Raw genomic sequence first — 17614 nt, forward strand, 5'->3', positions numbered from 1 at the left:
CATGCGGCCCTTGCCAAAAGGTATGCCGCAACGATAATGAGCGCGACCCGTAGGGAGAAGCCGCTTCAATGCGGTGCCGAAGGAGCAACCGCCCCGGAAACTCTCAGGCAAAAGGACCACGGGTAGACTGCAGGAACTCTGGAGAGAAGCAACCGTTAACCGGGGGCTCGCCGAAGGGATAACAATCTCAGGCGAAAGGGACAGAGGGGGCTCGAAACCGACAAGGGAAACCCTTTGGGGCAGACCCGCGTCCTAATCTGAGCCGGCGTGCGAGCTGATTTTCGTTCAGCGCGCGCCAAAAACCTGGAGGCGTCTTTTGGACGATCAAGCAGTTCTGCGCACTACTCCGCTCCACGCATTGCATATCTCGCTCGGCGCAAAAATGGTGCCGTTCGCCGGATACGATATGCCCGTTCAGTATCCGCTCGGCGTGATGAAGGAACACCTTCATACCCGCACTGCAGCCGGCCTGTTCGATGTGTCCCACATGGGCCAGGTCATCGTGAAGGCGAAGTCGGGCGAATATACCGACGCGGCGCTGGCGCTCGAAAAGCTAGTCCCGGTCGACATTCTGGGTTTGAAAGAGGGCCGCCAGCGGTATGGCTTCTTCACCGAAGCAAACGGCGGCATCCTTGACGACTTGATGATTACCAATCGTGGCGACCACCTTCTCGTCGTCGTCAACGCCGCCTGCAAGGATCAGGACGTCGCCCATATGAAGGCGAACCTCGCCGACTGCGACGTCACACTTCTGGAAGACCGTGCACTGATTGCCCTTCAGGGTCCCCGTGCGCAGGCGGTTCTGGCGGAACTCTGGGCAGGCGTATCGGCCATGAAGTTCATGGACGTGCGCGAAGTACCACTTCACGATGTGCCCTGCATCATCTCCCGCTCTGGTTATTCTGGCGAGGACGGATTTGAGATTTCCGTACCCGAAGCCCATGCCGTCGAAGTCGCCAAGGCTCTGCTTGAGCACCCGGACTGCGAAGCCATCGGCCTCGGCGCGCGCGACAGTCTTCGTCTCGAAGCCGGCCTGTGCCTTTATGGAAACGATATCGACACCACCACCTCCCCGATCGAAGCCTCGCTCGAATGGGCGTTGCAAAAGGCCCGCAAGGCCGGCGGCGACCGCGAAGGCGGTTTTCCGGGCGCAGAACGCATCCTCGGCGAACTGGCCAATGGCACCACCCGCCGCCGCGTTGGCCTGAAGCCGGAAGGCAAGGCACCGGTTCGCTCGCATGCAAAACTCTACGCCGATGCGGAAGGCAAGACCGAACTCGGCGAAGTCACATCCGGCACATTTGGCCCGAGCGTCGAAGGGCCGGTTGCCATGGGTTACCTGCCGATTAGCCACACCGATGCTGGCACACAGGTCTATGCGGAAGTCCGCGGCAAATACTTGCCCATGATCGTCACCGCCCTTCCCTTCATCACACCCACCTATAAACGCTAAGAAATCCTCCGGAGAGAACTAAAATGTTGAAATTCACCGCTGAACACGAATGGCTGAAGCTTGAAGGCGATGTCGCCACTGTTGGCATCACCCAGCACGCCGCCGACCAGCTTGGCGACCTCGTTTTTGTCGAGCTTCCGGAAGTCGGCGCAGAACTGACCAAGGACGGCAATGCCGCCACCGTCGAAAGCGTCAAGGCTGCGTCTGACGTCTACTCCCCGCTCGATGGCGAAGTCACCGAAGTCAACCAGGCGATCGTCGACGACCCGTCGCTGGTTAATTCCGATCCGCAGGGCGCCGCCTGGTTCTTCAAGCTGAAGTTGAAGAACGTTTCCGACGTCGATGCCCTGATGGACGAAGCCGCCTACAAGGACCTGATCGGATGACCGAAAACACCGATTTCCACTTCACCGACTATAATCCGTATGACTTCGCCAACCGGCGTCATATCGGCCCCTCGCCGGCTGAAATGACCGAAATGCTGAAGGTCATCGGTTACAAGTCGCTCGACGCGCTGATCGATGCCACCGTGCCTTCCTCGATCCGCCAGCAGGCACCGCTCGCCTGGGGCGCAGCACTCTCCGAACGCGAGGCGCTCGACAAGCTGCGCGAGACCGCCAACAAGAACCAGGTCCTGACCTCGCTGATCGGCCAGGGCTATTACGGCACCATCACGCCGCCGGTCATCCAGCGCAACATTCTGGAAAATCCGGCCTGGTACACGGCCTATACGCCTTACCAGCCGGAAATCAGCCAAGGTCGTCTCGAAGCGCTGCTGAACTTCCAGACGATGATCGCCGACCTGACCGGTCTCGACGTCGCCAACGCGTCGCTGCTCGATGAAGCGACCGCTGCTGCCGAAGCCATGGCGCTCTGCCAGCGCCAGGCAAAGACCAAGGCGAGCGCCTTCTTCGTCGATAAGGCCTGCCACCCGCAGACCATCGCGCTGATCGAAACCCGCGCCGCCCCGCTAGGCTGGAGCGTCATCATCGGCGACCCGATGACCGATCTCGATCCGGTCGACGTTTTTGGTGCGATCTTCCAGTATCCGGGCACCAATGGCGAAGTTCGTGACTTCACCGGCCTGATCTCCCGCCTGCACCAGACCGGCGCTCTTGCCGCCGTTGCTGCCGACCTTCTGGCGTTGACGCTGCTGAAGTCCCCGGGCGAAATGGGCGCCGATATCGCCATCGGCTCTTCGCAGCGCTTCGGCGTTCCGGTCGGTTACGGCGGTCCGCACGCAGCCTACATGGCCGTCAAGGATGCCCACAAGCGCGCCATGCCCGGCCGTCTTGTCGGCGTTTCGGTCGATGCCCGCGGCAACCGCGCCTATCGCCTGTCGCTGCAGACCCGCGAACAGCATATCCGCCGCGAAAAGGCGACATCGAACATCTGCACCGCGCAGGTGCTGCTTGCCGTCATGGCCTCTATGTACGGCGTCTTCCACGGGCCTCAAGGGTTGAAGGCAATTGCCCAGCAGGTTCACAAGAAGGCCGTGCTGATGGCCAAGGGCCTCGAAAAGCTCGGCTACAAAATCGAGCCGGAAACCTTCTTCGACACGATCACGGTCGAGGTCGGCCACATGCAGGGCCTGATCCTGCGTGCAGCCGTTGCCGAAGGCGTCAACCTGCGCAAGATCGGCGAGACGAAGATCGGCATGTCGCTCGATGAGCGCACCCGCCCGGTCACGCTCGAAGCCGTCTGGCGCGCATTCGGCGGCAATTTCAAGGTCTCCGACTTCGAAGTCGAATACCGCCTGCCGACGGCGCTTCTGCGGAAATCGGATTACATGACCCATCCGATCTTCCACATGAACCGTGCCGAAAGCGAGATGACCCGCTACATCCGCCGCCTGTCCGACCGCGACCTCGCGCTCGACCGTGCGATGATCCCGCTCGGCTCCTGCACGATGAAGCTGAACGCCACGGCGGAAATGCTGCCGATCACCTGGCCGGAATTTTCGGATATCCATCCGTTTGTCCCGCAGGAGCAGGCGCTCGGCTACAAGGAAATGATCGACGACCTGTCGGAAAAGCTTTGCCAGGTTACCGGTTACGACGCCTTCTCCATGCAGCCGAATTCGGGCGCGCAGGGCGAATATGCGGGCCTGCTCACCATCCGCAATTACCACATTGCCAATGGCGACACGCATCGCAACGTCTGCCTGATCCCGACATCCGCGCACGGCACCAACCCCGCCTCGGCACAGATGGTCGGCATGAAGGTTGTAGTCGTCAAGGTTCGTGACAATGGCGATATCGATATCGACGACTTCCGCGCCAAGGCCGAAGAACATGCCGCAAATCTTTCGGCTTGCATGATCACCTACCCGTCCACGCATGGCGTGTTCGAGGAAACGGTCAAGGAAATCTGCGATATCACCCACAAGCACGGCGGTCAGGTCTATCTTGACGGCGCCAACATGAACGCCATGGTCGGCCTCGCCCGCCCCGGCGACATCGGCTCCGATGTGTCGCACTTGAACCTGCACAAGACCTTCTGCATCCCGCATGGCGGCGGTGGTCCCGGCATGGGGCCGATCGGCGTCAAGGCGCATCTGGCAGCTTATCTGCCCGGTCACCCGCAGTCGGATGGTCGTGAAGGTGCGGTTTCGGCTGCTCCGTTCGGCTCGCCGTCGATCCTGCCGATCTCCTGGTCCTACTGCCTGATGATGGGCGGCGAAGGCCTGATGCAGGCAACCAAGGTGGCGATCCTCAACGCCAACTATATCGCAGCACGCCTGAAGGGTGCCTACGACGTTCTCTACAAGTCGGAAGCTGGCCGCGTGGCGCATGAATGCATCATCGACACCCGCCCGCTCAACGCCTCTGCAGGCGTGACGGTGGACGATGTCGCCAAGCGCCTGATCGACTGCGGCTTCCACGCACCGACCATGAGCTGGCCGGTTGCGGGCACACTGATGATCGAGCCGACGGAGTCGGAAACCAAGGCTGAACTCGACCGCTTCTGCGAAGCGATGCTGGCGATCCGCGAGGAAGCCCGCGACATCGAGGAAGGCCGTGCGGACAAGCTCAACAACCCGCTGAAGAACGCTCCGCACACGGTGGAAGACCTCGTCGGCGAGTGGGATCGTCCCTACTCCCGCGAACAGGCCTGCTTCCCGCCCGGCTCGTTCCGCGTCGACAAGTACTGGTCCTCGGTCAACCGTATCGACAACGTCTATGGTGACCGCAACCTCGTATGCTCCTGCCCTCCGCTGGAGGATTATGCGGAAGCTGCCGAGTAATCGACCACGTACAAAACGATTGGAAAAGGCGGCCACGAGCCGCCTTTTCTGTATCAAAATGAACCATTTGCGCCGTCGTGCGTTATAAGCCCAAGGCCGGATGCATTGAGGATGATCAGATGTATCCGATGGGTGCCATGTCCTAAAGGCACTCTCCTGCTTCCGAACCAGCAGCAAGTGCATGCTCTTTCGGAAACTCCAGCATGGTTGTGAGGACAGAAATGTTTAGGGATAAGGTTTCGTCTAGCATCGTACTCGGATCGGATGATCTCGAGCTGCTCCAGCGATTTCTGGAAGCCTGGTGCGAGGAGAACGATGTATCGCCTGAAAGCGAGCAGGCCCAGGCTATCGCATCGGGGCTGATGAACTGGTATCAGTTCGAACTCGGCGATCGCAATAACCTGAAATCCGATCTTTCGACGCCGCTTCCCGAGTCAGAGGAACTGGAAACTCTTCTGCGGAAATTGAAGGCCGCCTGAAGTGGTCGTCAGGCCTGCCTAACGCGCGGCGTTCTCCACCCCACCAGCATGTTCACCAGTGACGTGATCCGGGCCTGCATCCATTTGACGACGGCTGCCAGCGTGCCGCCCCGGCGCACTTCCCGATCGAACATGTAGCTGAGCAGCGTGATCGCGATGCTGATCAGAACCGCCTGGAGAACGGCAGACTGAAGAGTATTCGGCTCACCGGGCCAGCCGTAGAGGATCATGTTGCCGAAGGCGAAGGTGAAGAGACTGGTGCGCCCAAAGAAGACCGGCTTCTCCAGCCGCTGCTTCACTTCGGGTGACAGACGCTGGGTGAGAAGCACCGCAAGGCTCGTCATGGCAATCGCACCGCATAGGCCGGCCGCGAAATAGAGCGGATCGCTATCCATCCGCAGCGACATGTCCCCGAGTTCCGCCAGGGATTTTTCATCATAGAACAGGACCCCGAGAGCGATCACCAAAGCCGAGCCGGCCAGCAGGTAGGACGCCCGTGTAACGACTCCGATGGGTGGCTTCTCTGATTGAACGGTCCTGTCTCCCGCAATCAGCCGCCCGAACGCCATTCCGGCGATGATCAGGCTTGTTCCATGCAGGATCGACGGACCGCCGAGCTTGGCATCGCCAACACCGAAGAGGAAGGTCACGACCCGTTCGGCATACATGCCCAGATGGAAATCGAGCGGGCCCGGAAGCCCACGAATGACCGGATGGGCGGCATGGACGATCAGCGCCAAAACCACGAGCGGCAGCAAGCCAACCCTACAGCGCAGCCACAAAAGGAAGGGTGCCAGGAAAAGCACGACGGCATAGAATTTGAGGATATCGGTAAAAGGCGTGACACCGATCAGCATCATGGTCGCCAGCGAAAATTTCAGCGAATAGCCATCGGCAAACAGGTAGAGAACGAAGACCGAAACGCAATAGAGAAGCCAGCACTGTATCGCGCGGGAAAACAAACGCACAGCGACCCGCTCCTGTTCACCGGCAACGAATCTCGGCCGATAGACGATCTCGAGCATCGTGCCGAACAGCAGGATGAATGTGGGGGTGGCGAGCGCCATAAGCGCGCGCAGGAAATCGGCCGAAGCACCGCTCCAGAACGTGTCCATATTAGTGACGACCCAGACATGGCTGAGCATGGCGAAAAAGATGGCGACCGACCGGGTCAGATCTATTCCGATAATTCTCGGAATTGCTGCTTTACCCGCCATGAACAGCTCCTTCAGCCGGCATCGGAAATATTGCAGTGCAATACCGACATAGGCTCATGCGTTTTTAGGGCAATCCCTAAATCTGACACTTCTCCCGATTTCCGATCGAACCATGTGGTCGATCGGATCGGCATGAGCTGGATGTTTTGGCCAGGAATGCGGCCATTATGGGGACCTCTCCTCATCGGGAACAAGTGACCATGAGACGGATGTCCCTGATCGACACAGGAAACGGGGTAAACAATGACGGGACTTAACCCTGTCCCTTCACCCTTCATTCGCGCCTGTCCTTCATAACGATGGCGAACGATGATGAAGGCAAGGCCATGACGATTTCTGCAGCAATGAGCACTTCCGTCGCCGGCATGCAGACGCAATCCCAGCGTCTGAATACGGCTGCGAATAATATCGCCAATGCCTCAACGCCCGGATACGACGTCGATCCGGCAGGGGAAATGATCGATGTGATGACAGCCGAACAAGGCTTTGCCGCCAACGCTGCCGTCTTCGAAACCGGTGCGGACATGTGGGATCTGCTGCTGACGATCAAGCGGGATTAACGCTGGCAAAGATTTCGACCTGATCGCACGCGATCAAAATCGCGTCAGCCGGTCGGTCTGGGCGGTTGAGTTGGGCGGCGAACTCGAAGAAGAGAGGGTTCCTTATCCCAAGACCCAGAGCATCCCGCCTTGTTTCATCTCTTCAAAGCCATCCTTTGCTTCTATGTCGTTGCCCGTTTCATCTATCCGCTGCCTTGGCCGAACTGGCTGAAAGGTTTTCTCGCCGTCATCCTGATGGTGGTGTTCCAGCACAGCCTGATCAGCCTTCTCGTCTTCGGCACGATGTTCTCGCCGGAAGTGCCGAGGTTAGCGATGATCATGGCGAACTGGCTGTCAGGCTTCATACTGCTGACTGCCGTCTGCCAGCTCGCAATCGACATCGGTGCATCGGTGATCGCGGCCTTGAAACGCCGGCGCATCTCGATCGCACCGAAACTGCGCTACAGCGTCGGCATCGTCACCATGTCGCTGGCGGCCTTTGCCGTTTCCCAGGCAATCCGCGTTCCGCCGGTGAAAGAAGTCGAGATCAGGATCCGCGATCTCCGGGCGGAATTCGACGGCTACCGGATGATCCAGCTCACCGATCTGCATATCAGCCGCCTGTTCCAAGCGCCCTGGGTCGAAGAGACTGTTGCAAAGGCTAATGCCCAAAATGCCGACCTGATCGTCATCACCGGTGACTTGATCGATGGCGACCTTCAGGCCCGAACGCGTGACGTTGCACCGCTGGCAAAGCTGAGGGCAACGGATGGCATTTACACCATTCCGGGCAATCATGAGTATTACTTCGGCCATGATGGCTGGATGGCGAAATATCAGGAGCTTGGCCTCAAAACCATCTCCAACGGCCATGTTCTGTTGTCGCGCGGAGACGCGAAGCTAACGCTTGCAGGCGTCAACGATGTCAACGCGACCCGTTTCGGCCTCGAAGGGCCGGATGTCGCGAAGGCATTGGCCGGCGCACCGCCGGAAGCCCCCATCATCCTCCTGGACCACCAGCCGCGCAATGCACGGGTATCAGCACAAGCCGGTGCCGATCTGCAGCTTTCCGGCCATACACATGGCGGCATGATCCTTGGTATGGACCGGTTGGTCGCACGCTTCAACAACGGCTTTGTGTCCGGCCGTTACGACGTCGGCGACATGCAGCTTTACGTCAACAACGGCACGGCTTTGTGGATCGGTTTTGCGCTGCGGCTTGGCGTGCCATCGGAGCTGACCGTCATCACGCTTCGGCCCGCCTGAAACGGCGCCTAAAGCTCCTCGAGCCCGATCCGCTTTATCGGGCTGAGGAAATCGCCTGTGACCAGCCGGCTGACAAGCTGCCGCACCAGCGGCATTCGCGTCGTCGGGCCGATCGCGATATCGCGCATGGCCGGCAGGATGCGGCTGTCGGACTGATAAAAAGGCGTTAGCACGACGCTGAGCGTCTGGTAGAGCCAGACATGCGGCCCGCGCTGGCGCAGATGTAGCGCAAAGGCCTCATCAATCGACGGTGCGCGGGCAAGAGCCGAGAGCAGCGAGGCTGCATCGATCATCGCCATATTGGCGCCTTGGCCCAGTTGCGGGCTTGTCGCATGCCATGCATCGCCGATGCGGATGACACCGCGCCCCGCAACCGGCTTTCGCGTGTGGTGACGATAGCGGGCATGGACAGGCTCGGCGACTTCGGCAAGCGGCACGGCTTGCGGCCAGAGCGCGTTCACTCGTTCCAGCCACGCCTCCCGGCCGGCATTGCGCCACGCCTCGATGTCGCGGTTACGCAGGCTCCAGAAGAAGGTCGCCATCGGCGCCGCGCCGTCCCTCGCCGTCCCGACCGGCAGGACACCGGCCATATGGCTCGCCCGCTCGTAACGCTGCTCCAGCTCGTGGGGATGAAACGGTCCGTTCTCCGGCCACGGCACCGTCGCCCAGAGCGCGCCATAGTTCAGCTCCTTCGCCGGATCGTGGCCGATCGGTGAACTCGCACCCATCGCGTCGACGACGAGATCTGCCGAAGGCGTTGCACGACCGCCATCGAGCGTCAGCGCCGGTCTTTTGCCTTCTATGATGCCAGTCGTTCTTGCATTCGTCTCAAACCGGACGCCTGAGGCAATTGCCGCGGATAGCAAAAGATCGAACAAGGCCACGCGCTGGATGGCGATGCCGTGACCATCACCCGGATAACTGATCTCCAGCACCGTCTTGCCCGGCCCGGACGATCCGCCGGCCAATGCTCCGTGCATGCGGGTAATGACCTGTCCGCGAGCTGCGATCGCATCGAACAGGCCCATCGCCTTTAGGATTGCCAGACCCGTCGGCTGCAGCACGAAACCCGAGCCGACAGGCTGCGGCGCTTCCATCTGGTCGTAGACCACGACTTTCGCGCCACCACGGGCGAGCATGGTTGCCAGCGACAACCCGCCGATGCCGGCACCGGCGATTGCGACTTCCAGCCCATCGATCTTCATGGCACGGTCCTGTCGGTGGCGTTCACGCGCTCAACCCAGCTGCCGCTCGATGGCTTTGGCTGCCTGCCACAGGTCTTCCATTCGCTCGAGAGATGCGGCCTCAAGGCTCTCGCCTGATTTTTTAAGTTCCGTCTCTATATGATTGAACCGACGCCGGAATTTCGTATTCGTTCCGCGCAGCGCATTTTCCGGATCCGTGCCGACATGACGGCCGATATTGACCATCGCGAAGATCAGATCACCAAGCTCATCGGACACTTTTTCCGGATGGCCTGCCTGCAGCGCCTCACGCAACTCCCGCACTTCTTCCTCGATCTTGTCGAGGATCGGTTCCGGCTGCGACCAGTCGAAACCGACCTTGGCAGCGCGCTCCTGCAGTTTCAACGCTTCGGTCAGCGCCGGCTGGCTGCGATGCACGGATCCGAGAAAACCGGCCTTGAAGTCCTCGGTGATGCCGCGGCTCAAGCGCCGTTCGGCCCGCTCGCGTTTCTCCTCCTGCTTGATCTCGTCCCACTGGATTTTCACCGCACCGGGCGTATCGGCATCGGAGCGGGCCCCAGGGGGAACAAAGACATGCGGATGGCGGCGGATCATTTTTCTCGTCACCACTTCCACCACGTCGCCAAAGGCAAAGTCGCCCGCCTCTTCCGCCATGCGGGCGTGAAAAACCACCTGCAGCAGCAGGTCGCCCAACTCCTCGCAGAGATCGTCCATGTCCTTGCGTTCAATCGCGTCGGCAACCTCATAGGCCTCCTCGATCGTATAGGGCTTGATCGACGCGAAATCCTGCTCCAGATCCCAGGGGCAGCCGGTGACAGGCGTGCGCAGCGCCGCCATGATCTCGATCAGCCGCGAAATATCCTTTGAAGCTTCCATCATGAAATATCCTTGGGCGCTCAGTTGAGCGGTATGTCGTTTTCGCCCTTGCCGGACTGGTAGCTGTCCGAAAGGCGCTGATAGGTCTGTTTGATCCGGGCGGTCTGTTCGCGCAATTGCTGTCGCAGCGGGTTCTGCTCTGTCTCCACCAGATCGGCAATGAAGTAGGAATTCCAGAACGCATTCGACCGGCGATAACCGCCTGGCTCCAACCCGAATACCTCCTTGAGGATCTTCAAATCATGCGGGATCGCAAACGCATCGCGCGAATCCTCGTGGCTGAAGAAGGAATAAAAATTGTCGAAACCGGCCCATGTGATGGCCGACATACACATCGTGCAGGGTTCATGAGTTGACAGGAAAATCAGATCCTTGGTAGAAATTCCTGAAGTCTTTTCATAGAAGCGCTTCAGCGTGTGGACTTCACCGTGCCAGAGCGGATTTTCGAGCTCGTTATTGGTCTCGGCAATCACCAGCGAAAGATCGGATTTTTTCAGTATCGCTGCGCCGAACACCTTGTTGCCGGCAGCGACACCCGCTTGGGTAAGCGGCAGGATATCGTGTTCGATGACGTCGAGAAGCCGTGGGGCGAGTGTGGCGGCAGTGGTCATGGAGGCTCTTTATGGCTGGTATGTCTAGGCAATTTATAACGAGGAACGGACCGATCGAGGTAAAAACCTGGTAATCTACAGAAATACTGGGGAAATATCCTCTGCGGTGGCTTTTGCTCAAGAACAGGTTGATTGCGAAACAGAAATACCCGCGGTCAATCCACTTCGCATATCCATTTCTTCAAAACCTGCGTCCGATTGTGGATATTCCTGTCATATGTTTCAGGATAACCGCATGTCAGCCAGCCATCAACGTCTGTCAGCCTTCCCCGCCTTTTTCCGTGTGCATGGAAAAACCGTGGCAGTCTTCGGCAACGGCGACGAAGCCTATGCCAAAGCTCGTCTCTTGAGAAATACCGACGCCGAGATCGTCGCCTATGCCGACGAGCCGGAAGCGGATTATGCTGCCTGGCTTGATATACAAGGCATCGAGGTCATCCGTGCCGAATTCTCAGCCGAGCAGGTAAAGGGCGCGGTGCTGGTTTTCGCCGCAACCGGCGAAGCCGAGCAGGATCAGGCAATCGTCACAGCCGCCCGTGCGCAAAAAATCCCGGCCAATGCGGTGGATCAGCCCGACTATTGCGATTTCTTCACCCCCGCTCTCGTCAACCGTGCACCGGTCGCCATCGCCATCGGCACGGAGGGTGCAGGCCCGGTTCTGGCGCAGATGATCCGCGCCCGCATCGACCAGATGCTGTCGCCGTCTCTCGGCCGCCTCGCAAGCCTTGCCGCCGATTACCGCGATGCCGCCGAACGGCTTGTTCCGCGCGGTGTTTCCCGTCGCATTTTCTGGCGCCGCTTCTTCTCGGGCGATGTCGCCGATGCGATTGAAGCAAACGACCACGCCTCCGCCCGTCGCGCCGCCAATGTGCTTCTGTCGACCTCTGGACAGGCCGAGGGCAAGATCTGGCTGGTCGGTGCCGGCCCCGGCGCAGAAGACCTGCTGACGTTACGGGCACAGCGTGTGCTGATGGAAGCCGACGCGATCGTTTATGACGCGCTTGTACCGCAGGCGATCGTCGACATGGGCCGCCGCGATGCCGAACGTCTTTCCGTCGGGAAGCGCAAGAACTGTCACTCCAAGAGCCAGGACGAGATCAACCGCCTGCTGGTCGATCTCGGACGCCAGGGCAAGCGCGTCGTAAGACTGAAATCCGGTGATCCGCTGGTCTACGGTCGTGCCGGTGAGGAAATGGCAGCCCTTCGGGAAGCCGGCATCGCTTACGAGATCGTGCCCGGTATCACGTCGGCTTTCGCTGCAGCCGCTGATTTCGATCTGCCGCTGACCTTGCGCGGTGTTGCCTCCTCGCTGATCTTCACCACTGGCCACGACCTGACCGGCGATGTATTGCCGGACTGGGCAAGCCTTGCCATCTCCGGCGCCACCATCGCCGTTTATATGGGCCGCACGGTCGCCGCCTCGGTCTCCGAACGCCTGATGGATGCAGGTTTGAGCCGCGACACGACGGTTGCCGTGATCGAAAATGCCAGCCGCATCGACCGCAAACTCTTCCATGGCGTGCTGAGCGAGCTGCCGTCACTGGAAGCGCGTGATGACCTCGATGGTCCGGTCATGGTGATCATCGGCGAAGCCGTCGCCGGCGCGAATTTCGACAAATCCGAACCGCTCTCCGCCTTCAGAAAATCTGTCCGTAGCCACGAATATGCGGACCAAGAACAAGGCCAGGAAAAAGGAATGCAGCAATGACCGACAAGGTTCTGACCGCCAACCGCCTTTCCGATGGTATCGCCGTCTGGCTGGATGCCGCAGGCCACTGGACGGAAAACCTGCAGGATGCGCTGGTCGCTCGTCATGCGGAAGCCGCAGCCTCGCTCGAAGCGATCGGCAAGCGCGACTTCGCCGACAACAAGGTCGTCGATGTCGCCGTGATCGATGTCGAGGAAACCAATGGCGTCCTCTGGCCGACCCGCCTTCGCGAGCGTATTCGCGCCGCCGGCCCCACAATGAATTACGCGAGTGGCTACGGCAAAGCCGACGCAGCCTTCATCGCAGTCTGACACTTAGAGTTCCGGGACACACATGTATCGTTACGATGAATTCGACCACGCCTTTGTTTCGAGCCGCGTGGAACAGTTTCGCGATCAGGTCGAGCGCCGGCTTTCCGGTGAACTCGCCGAGGATGCGTTCAAGCCGCTGCGCCTGATGAACGGCGTCTATCTGCAGCTTCATGCCTATATGCTTCGCGTCGCAATCCCTTATGGCACGCTGAACTCCAGGCAAATGCGGATGCTGGCGCATATCGCCCGCAAATATGACCGCGGTTACGGCCATTTCACCACCCGCCAGAACATCCAGTACAACTGGCCGAAGCTTTCCGACACGCCCGATATCCTGGCGGAGCTGGCAAGCGTCGAAATGCACGCGCTGCAGACATCAGGCAACTGCATTCGCAATGTCACGGCAGATCATTTTGCCGGCGCGGCAGCAGACGAAGTGGCCGACCCCCGCCCCTATGCTGAAATTCTGCGCCAGTGGTCTTCCGTCCACCCGGAATTCTCCTTCCTGCCGCGCAAGTTCAAGATTGCCGTGACCGGCGCCGAGCGCGACCGTGCCGCAATCCAGGTCCACGATATCGGCTTGCATCTGAAGAAGAACGACAAGGGTGAGATCGGTTTTGCCGTCTATGTCGGCGGCGGTCAGGGCCGCACGCCTCTGATCGCCAAAAAGATCAAGGACTTCCTGCCCGAGCAGGATCTCCTGTCCTACATCACCGCGATCATGCGCGTGTACAATCTGCATGGCCGTCGTGACAACAAGTACAAGGCGCGCATCAAGATCCTCGTCCACGAAGCCGGCGTCGAGGAACTGACCCGCCAGGTGGAGGAAGAGTTCTCTCACCTTCAGGAAACCGAGCTGAAGCTGCCGGAGGCCGATGTGGCGGCAATCACCGCCTATTTCGCACCGCCCGCCCTGCCCGACCGTGGAGAAGGCTGGGCGCAGCTTGCCGGCTGGAAAAAGCAGGACGAGGCCTTTGCCCGCTGGGTTAACCAGAACGTCCAGCCGCACAAACATCCCGATTACGGCATGGTGACGATTTCGCTCAAGCCGATCGGCGGCATTCCGGGCGACGCATCCGACGTGCAGATGGATGTGATCGCCGATCTGGCGGAGGAATTCGCCCATGACGAAATCCGCATCAGCCACGAGCAGAACGTCATCTTCCCGCATGTGGCGCTGGCTGATCTTGAGCCGCTCTATCGTGCATTGACTGCGCATGGGCTGGAAACGGCAAACTCCAACCTGATCACCGATATCATTGCCTGTCCCGGCCTGGACTATTGCGCACTCGCGAACGCCCGTTCGATCCCTGTAGCCCAGGAAATCTCCACCCGCTTCGGCGCGCCCGAGCGTCAGGCCGAAATCGGCGAATTGAAGATCAAGATTTCCGGCTGCATCAATGCCTGCGGCCATCACCATGTCGGCCATATCGGCCTTCTGGGCGTGGAAAAGAAGGGCGCCGAACTCTATCAGATCACGCTCGGCGGTTCGGGCGACGAACATACATCAATCGGCGAAATCATCGGCCGTGGCTTCGAGCCGGCCAAGGTGACGGACGCGATCGAAACCATCGTCGATACCTATCTCGGCCTACGTACGGGCAAGGAAGAAACCTTCTTGGCCGCCTATCGCCGTGTCGGGCCGCAGCCTTTCAAGGATGCGCTCTATGGTGAAGCCAAGGCGGAGGCTGCTTGATGACGAAGATCTGGAGAGAAACCGGTTTCGTCGAGAACGATCCGTGGGTGATCGAAACAGACGAGGCGAAGGCCGAAGGCGAGCAGAAGGCGCTTCTGCCGCTCGATCAGTTTATCGAGAAAGCGGAGGCCAGCAACGATGTCGGCCTCGGCGTGCTGATCAGGCCCGCCGACGACGTCACGAAGCTGGAGCCCTATCTCTATCGCATCGAAATCGTCGCGGTGGATTTCCCGGCCTTCAACGACGGTCGCGCCTTCAGCCATGCCTCGCTGCTGCGCGACCGGCTTGCCTATCGCAACGAATTGCGGGCTGTCGGCGATGTGCTGATCGATCAGGTGCCACTGATGCTTCGCTGTGGTATAGACAGCTTTGCAGTCACCAACGCCACTGCGCTGAAGCGTCTGTCGGAAGGGCGCCTGCCCGGCATTGCCGTGCATTACCAGCCGACATCCCGCCATGCGGAAGCAGGCGAAGGTTACAGCTGGCGTCGCCGCTCGGCCTGAAGCTCTCCCTGAATTGGAAGGCTTAAAGGTGACTTTCGTACACATATTTTCTATGCTTTCCGCGACAATGAGCGGGGATGCCTTCAAATGAGCAGCTTGATAGTATATCTCGCTGTCAGAACGATGAGACTGGAAGACCGATCGCGATGAATGCTCCCACGAAGACCGAAGACTTTGCCGTAAAGATTCCGGATGGCGTCTATGCCGAGACGGTGCTGGATGTGCAGCACTATACCGACCGGCTGTTCCGTTTCCGCATGACGCGCCCGGCAGGTTTTCGTTTCCGCTCGGGTGAATTTGCAATGATCGGCCTGATGGTCGGCGAAAAGCCGATCTACCGCGCCTATTCGATCGCAAGCCCGGCCTGGGACGAGGAACTGGAATTCTTCTCGATCAAGGTGCCGGATGGCCCGCTGACCTCACACCTGCAGAAGATCAAGCCGGGCGATACCGTGCTGATGCGCAAGAAACCGACAGGTACGCTGGTGCTTGATGCGCTCACACCGGGCAAGCGTCTCTACATGTTCTCGACCGGCACCGGCATTGCGCCTTTCGCAAGCCTGATCCGCGATCCGGAAACCTACGAAAAATTCGAGGAAGTCATCCTCACCCATACCTGCCGCGAAGTGTCCGAACTGAAATATGGCCAGGACCTGATGGAAGAGATCAGGAACCACGAGTTCCTCTCCGAACTGGTGGGTGACAAGCTGAAACTCTATTCGACGGTCACCCGCGAAGACTACCCGTTTACGGGTCGCATCACCGACCTGATCGAGAACGGCAAGATGTTCTCCGACCTCGGCGTGCCTCCGCTCGACCCGGCGGTCGACCGCGGCATGATCTGCGGCTCGGCTGCGATGCTGAAAGACACCAAGGAACTGCTCGAAAAGGCAGGCCTGACCGAAGGCGCCAACAACAAGCCGAGCGAGTTCGTCATCGAACGCGCGTTTGTGGGGTGAGGAACGGTCGGGCGTAGCCCGAGCGATCAATCCAGTGAATCGATTGCAGTGACGAATGCCCTGAGCCAAAGCGAAGGGCCGGGTTAGCCATGATTGCCGTCATGCTCGGGCTTGTCCCGAGCATCTGCTTTGATAGTGACATTGGCGACGTGAATAGATCCTCGGGACAAGCCCGAGGATGACGGCAGCAATCAGGTTACCGCTCCCAGTCTTCCTTCTCGCGCTTCGGCCCGTTGCCGAGCCGGCGTTCGATCTCTGTCGCCTGCGCTTCCGACATGCGTACATCGAGCGTCACCGAACCATCCTCATTGTCCTCGCGGCCGTCGACGATCGAATTGCCGTAGACCCAGGAGACCAGCGAAAGCTTGTCCGCGGGAATGGTGATCGAGGTTTCGGTGAGCACGCCGGAAAGCCGCTTGGCGATCTCGTCCATCAGCGGATCGAGACCCTCGCCGGTAATCGCCGATAGCGCCATGATATTGTCGCGGCCCTTGGCGCGCTCGAACAGCGCGTCATGTGTTTCCGGGTCGAGCCGGTCGATCTTGTTCCAGACCTCGATAATGCGCTCGGAGCTTTCCTTCTCGTCGATCCCGAGATCGGCGAGAATGCGCAGCACGTCATGCGACTGGGCGGCATTGTCTGGATCGGACATGTCACGCACATGCAGGATGAGATCGGCTTCCAGTACCTCTTCCAGCGTCGCACGGAAGGCGGCGACGAGATGGGTCGGCAGGTCGGAAATGAAGCCGACGGTGTCCGACAGGATGACGGTGCGGCCATGCGGCAGCTTCATCCGGCGCAATGTCGGGTCGAGCGTCGCAAACAGCATGTCTTCAGCGAGAACGCCGGCGCCGGTAATGCGGTTGAACAATGTCGACTTGCCGGCATTGGTATAACCGACCAAAGCCACGATCGGATGCGGCACCTTGCGGCGCTTGGCGCGATGAAGCTGGCGGGTGCGCACCACCTGCTCTAGCTCGCGCTCCAGCTTGACGATACGGTCCTGCAACAGACGACGGTCGGCTTCGATCTGGGTTTCACCCGGACCGCCCATGAACCCGCCACCGCCGCGCTGGCGCTCAAGGTGGGTCCAGGACCGGACCAGACGGCCCTTCTGGTAATTGAGATGCGCCAGATCGACCTGCAGCGTGCCTTCCTTGGTGGAGGCACGGCGACCGAAAATCTCGAGGATCAGGCCGGTGCGGTCGATGACCTTGGCGTTCAGTTCTTTTTCGAGATTGCGCTGCTGCACTGGCGTCAGCGGATGATCGACGATGACGAGGCCGGCATCCCTCTCGTCGAGAAGCGCCTTGATTTCCTCGATCTTGCCGGTTCCCATCAGGGTCGCTGGACGCGGCTGATTGACGGAAACGATCAAGCCCTGAACCACGTCGAGATCGATGGCGCGGGCAAGACCTGTCGCCTCTTCCAATCGTGCTTCGTTGGATCTCTTGGGAGCGGCGACAATCGGCGTGTCGCTCTGGCTGCCGCGGGCGCGCGCCTGCTTGAGCACCGGCACAACCACCACGGCGCGCATATCGTCC

General features: G+C 59.9%; 16 protein-coding genes and 1 riboswitch. Of the genes, 11 read left to right on the forward strand and 5 right to left on the reverse strand.

Annotated features, from left to right (window positions below):
* Window positions 1–40 precede the first annotated feature (40 nt).
* A riboswitch (glycine riboswitch) is annotated at window positions 41–129 on the forward strand.
* Window positions 130–316: 187 nt separating this feature from the next.
* From gcvT to JZX87_RS12460, 4 genes are all read left to right on the forward strand, one after another.
* The gene (gcvT, locus tag JZX87_RS12445) at window positions 317–1453 is read left to right on the forward strand and encodes a glycine cleavage system aminomethyltransferase GcvT (protein ID WP_206825846.1); all 1137 of its coding nucleotides are present in this window, start codon (window positions 317–319) and stop codon (window positions 1451–1453) included.
* Between the two features lie 23 nt (window positions 1454–1476).
* Window positions 1477–1839: a glycine cleavage system protein GcvH gene (gene gcvH / locus JZX87_RS12450; RefSeq protein ID WP_206825847.1), complete on the forward strand. Its 363-nt coding sequence runs from the start codon at window positions 1477–1479 to the stop codon at window positions 1837–1839.
* A complete protein-coding gene (gcvP, locus tag JZX87_RS12455; protein WP_206825848.1) occupies window positions 1836–4700 on the forward strand; it encodes an aminomethyl-transferring glycine dehydrogenase in 2865 nt (954 codons plus the stop codon). The genes gcvH and gcvP overlap by 4 nt, the downstream gene beginning before the upstream one ends.
* Before the next feature lie 221 nt (window positions 4701–4921).
* The gene (locus JZX87_RS12460; protein WP_206825849.1) at window positions 4922–5179 is read left to right on the forward strand and encodes a hypothetical protein; all 258 of its coding nucleotides are present in this window, start codon (window positions 4922–4924) and stop codon (window positions 5177–5179) included.
* Between the two features lie 8 nt (window positions 5180–5187).
* Here the strand turns inward: JZX87_RS12460 and JZX87_RS12465 are convergent, their stop codons facing one another.
* Window positions 5188–6396, reverse strand: coding sequence for an acyltransferase family protein (locus tag JZX87_RS12465; protein ID WP_206825857.1), 1209 nt, complete (start codon window positions 6394–6396; stop codon window positions 5188–5190).
* 326 nt (window positions 6397–6722) lie between these two features.
* Here JZX87_RS12465 and JZX87_RS12470 point away from each other — a divergent pair, with 326 nt between their 5' ends.
* Together JZX87_RS12470 and JZX87_RS12475 are read left to right on the forward strand one after the other, a co-directional pair.
* Window positions 6723–6956 carry a flagellar basal body protein gene (locus tag JZX87_RS12470; RefSeq protein ID WP_206825859.1) on the forward strand — a complete coding sequence of 78 codons (234 nt, stop codon included), beginning with the start codon at window positions 6723–6725 and terminating at the stop codon, window positions 6954–6956.
* A gap of 129 nt (window positions 6957–7085) precedes the next feature.
* The gene (locus JZX87_RS12475; RefSeq protein WP_206825863.1) at window positions 7086–8201 is read left to right on the forward strand and encodes a metallophosphoesterase; all 1116 of its coding nucleotides are present in this window, start codon (window positions 7086–7088) and stop codon (window positions 8199–8201) included.
* An 8-nt stretch (window positions 8202–8209) separates the two neighbouring features.
* Here JZX87_RS12475 and JZX87_RS12480 read toward each other — a convergent pair whose 3' ends face one another.
* The 3 genes from JZX87_RS12480 to JZX87_RS12490 are packed head-to-tail and all read right to left on the reverse strand — an operon-like array spanning window position 8210 to window position 10893.
* Window positions 8210–9406 carry an FAD-dependent oxidoreductase gene (locus tag JZX87_RS12480; protein ID WP_206825865.1) on the reverse strand — a complete coding sequence of 399 codons (1197 nt, stop codon included), beginning with the start codon at window positions 9404–9406 and terminating at the stop codon, window positions 8210–8212.
* A 30-nt stretch (window positions 9407–9436) separates the two neighbouring features.
* Window positions 9437–10282, reverse strand: coding sequence for a nucleoside triphosphate pyrophosphohydrolase (gene mazG / locus JZX87_RS12485; RefSeq protein ID WP_206826124.1), 846 nt, complete (start codon window positions 10280–10282; stop codon window positions 9437–9439).
* A gap of 20 nt (window positions 10283–10302) precedes the next feature.
* Window positions 10303–10893 (reverse strand): deaminase, encoded by a 591-nt coding sequence (locus JZX87_RS12490; protein ID WP_206825867.1) that lies wholly within the window; start codon window positions 10891–10893, stop codon window positions 10303–10305.
* Window positions 10894–11128: 235 nt separating this feature from the next.
* Between JZX87_RS12490 and cysG the strand changes: the two genes are divergently transcribed.
* The 5 genes from cysG to JZX87_RS12515 all read left to right on the forward strand — a co-directional run bounded on the left by cysG (window position 11129) and on the right by JZX87_RS12515 (window position 16070).
* Complete coding sequence (gene cysG / locus JZX87_RS12495; protein ID WP_206825869.1) at window positions 11129–12601, forward strand: siroheme synthase CysG; 1473 nt, start codon at window positions 11129–11131, stop codon at window positions 12599–12601.
* On the forward strand, window positions 12598–12912 hold the full coding sequence (locus JZX87_RS12500) for a DUF2849 domain-containing protein (RefSeq protein ID WP_148144867.1): 315 nt from the start codon (window positions 12598–12600) through the stop codon (window positions 12910–12912). The genes cysG and JZX87_RS12500 overlap by 4 nt, the downstream gene beginning before the upstream one ends.
* 22 nt (window positions 12913–12934) lie before the next feature.
* Window positions 12935–14608: a nitrite/sulfite reductase gene (locus tag JZX87_RS12505; RefSeq protein ID WP_206825871.1), complete on the forward strand. Its 1674-nt coding sequence runs from the start codon at window positions 12935–12937 to the stop codon at window positions 14606–14608.
* On the forward strand, window positions 14608–15111 hold the full coding sequence (locus JZX87_RS12510; RefSeq protein WP_206825873.1) for a DUF934 domain-containing protein: 504 nt from the start codon (window positions 14608–14610) through the stop codon (window positions 15109–15111). The genes JZX87_RS12505 and JZX87_RS12510 overlap by 1 nt, the downstream gene beginning before the upstream one ends.
* A gap of 146 nt (window positions 15112–15257) precedes the next feature.
* On the forward strand, window positions 15258–16070 hold the full coding sequence (locus tag JZX87_RS12515) for a ferredoxin--NADP reductase (protein WP_206825875.1): 813 nt from the start codon (window positions 15258–15260) through the stop codon (window positions 16068–16070).
* A 196-nt stretch (window positions 16071–16266) separates the two neighbouring features.
* Here JZX87_RS12515 and hflX read toward each other — a convergent pair whose 3' ends face one another.
* Complete coding sequence (hflX, locus tag JZX87_RS12520) at window positions 16267–17607, reverse strand: GTPase HflX (protein ID WP_210349032.1); 1341 nt, start codon at window positions 17605–17607, stop codon at window positions 16267–16269.
* Between the last annotated feature and the right edge of the window lie 7 nt (window positions 17608–17614).

This window comes from Agrobacterium sp. Ap1 (assembly GCF_017313375.1).
GTDB classification, from domain to species: Bacteria; Pseudomonadota; Alphaproteobacteria; order Rhizobiales; family Rhizobiaceae; genus Neorhizobium; species Neorhizobium cellulosilyticum.